Source organism: Pantoea wallisii, from assembly GCF_002095485.1.
Classification (GTDB): Bacteria; Pseudomonadota; Gammaproteobacteria; order Enterobacterales; family Enterobacteriaceae; genus Pantoea; species Pantoea wallisii.
Window position 1 is genome coordinate 1 of sequence record NZ_MLFS01000120.1, and the last position, 2,221, is coordinate 2,221.

A 2,221-nucleotide genomic window follows, 5' to 3' on the forward strand; every position below is an offset into this window, starting at 1 on the left:
CGACGCTGCCGGTGCCGGCCAACTGGTATGCCGCTGGCCGGGATCACCAGGGCGCGCTGTGGTACCAGCGCGAATTCTCCCTGCCCGCGCTGGCACCGCAGCAGCGGGTGACGCTGGAGATGGACGGCGTGGACTATTTTGCCGATGTCTGGCTGAACGGCACCTGGCTGGCGCGCCATGAGGGCTACTTTCAGCGCTTTGCAGTGGACCTTACGGATAACGTGCGCCGCTATAACCGGCTAACCGTGCGGGTAGATAGCCCGCTTGAGGATGTGCACAAAGAGTGGCCGCTGCGCAAAAACCTGATGAAAGGTATTTTGAACCAGCATGATTCACGACCCGGCGGTGCCTGGTCCGCTCAGGGCCAGGATGCCAACTCGGGCGGTATCTGGGCGCCGGTGCGCCTGCGCGTCAGCCGCGCCGCGACCCTTGATACACTGATCCTGCGTCCGGACTGGTCGCAGGGGCTGCAAAATCCGATCCTGCGCGCCGAGCTGGTCTATCGCGCACCGCGCGCAACCCGAGCGTCACTCACGCTGCATGCGGTGCCGGATAATTTTGCCGGCGGCGATTACAGAATTAGCCAGACGGTAGATCTGGAAGCCACCGGCACAGAGACGCGGCGGCTGAGCGTGGCGCTGAAGATGCCAGACGCCCGGCTGTGGTGGCCGGTTGGCTACGGTAAACCGCACCTGTATAAGGTGCAGGCCACGCTCCGTGACGATCGCGGCGTGATGGATCGCCGCAGCAGCGTCACTGGCCTGCGTAAAGTCATTGAGCAGCCGGATAACCGGGGCTGGCTGATTAACGATCGACGGATCTTCATCCGTGGAACCAACTACATCGGCTCGCCCTGGCTGAGCACCATGACGAAAAAGCGCTATGCGCGCGATGTGGCGCTGGTTAAAAGCATGAACGCGAATGCGATACGCGTACACGGTCATGTGGCCGGACGCGCGTTGTATCAGGTGGCGGATGAGCAGGGTTTAATGATTTGGCAGGATGTGCCGCTGCAGTGGGGCTACAACGACACCCCGGCATTCGCGGATAACGCGGTACGCCAGACGCGCGAGATGACAGATCAATTCGGCAATTCACCGTCGATTGTGGTGTGGGGGGGGCAGAACGAGCCGCCGTTTAACTCGCCGTGGATGGAAAAGCGCTTTCCCGACTGGCACAAAGACCTTAACCGCCATCTGACGGATCGGGTAGCCGCGACGCTGGCTGAAGATAAGAGCCGCATCGTGCACCCCTTTTCAGCGGTGGAGGAGCACTACTGGGCCGGATGGTATTTTGGCACCTTAGAGAAGCTGCTGGAGCCGGCCAAAACCGCCACCATCACCGAATTTGGCGCACAGGCGTTACCAGGACTCGCCACGCTGAAAACCATCATTCCGCGTCGGGACTGGTGGCCCGCCACCACCGAGCCGGGCGACGTGAAGTGGACCCGCTGGAAGTACCACAACTTCCAGCCGATTCAGACGTTCAAAAACGCCGGGATACAGCGCGGCGATTCTATGCAGAGCTTTATCGCCAATACCCAGCGCTACCAGGCGCAACTTGTAGCGCTGGCGGCTGAGAGCTACCGGCGTCAGCGCTATCAGCCCGTTACCGCGCTGTTCCAGTTTATGTTCGTCGAAACCTGGCCTTCGATTAACTGGGGCGTGGTGGATTATCTGCGCCAGCCCAAGCAGGGCTATTTTGCCCTGCAGCGCGCCTATCAGCCGCTGCTGCCCTCAATCGATCCGCATACGCTGCAGTGGCAGGCTGGCAAAGCCGGCACCCTCTCATTCTGGATCATCAACGATCATCCAACCCCGTTTGCTGAAACTACCCTGGTCTGGACGGTGAAGCAGCGCAACCAGCTGCTGGCAACCGGAAAACAGCAGGTGGATATCGCCGCCGATTCCGGCGTGAAGATTTCCGATACAGAGGTCACCCCAAGCGATCGCTCCCCGCTGCGCATTGAGGTAAAGATAGTGAACCGCGCCGGAAAAGTGTTGGCCGCAAACAGGATGGCGCTGGAGGTATCCTCTACGTCCTCACCCTAAGTCTCGCCGGTGGGGTTAAACTTTACGCCTCCGTAGTAGCGCCCCGTCATTCATCCGACCGCAATACGGATGCATGAAGGAAGAAGGGAGGTTGAGGTTAGCCGGACGTCACGCGGCAGGGATGCCGCGTGCCGAGGCCCGCACGGATGCGTCTTTTGCCGTTCCGGGCG

The 2,221-nt window shown here is 60.9% G+C and carries 1 protein-coding gene; it reads left to right on the plus strand.

The annotated features are described in order from the left end of the window. A partial coding sequence (locus tag HA48_RS21795; protein ID WP_128603166.1) for a glycoside hydrolase family 2 protein occupies positions 1-2,051 on the plus strand: 2,051 nt, incomplete at its 5' end. Positions 2,052-2,221 lie beyond the last annotated feature (170 nt).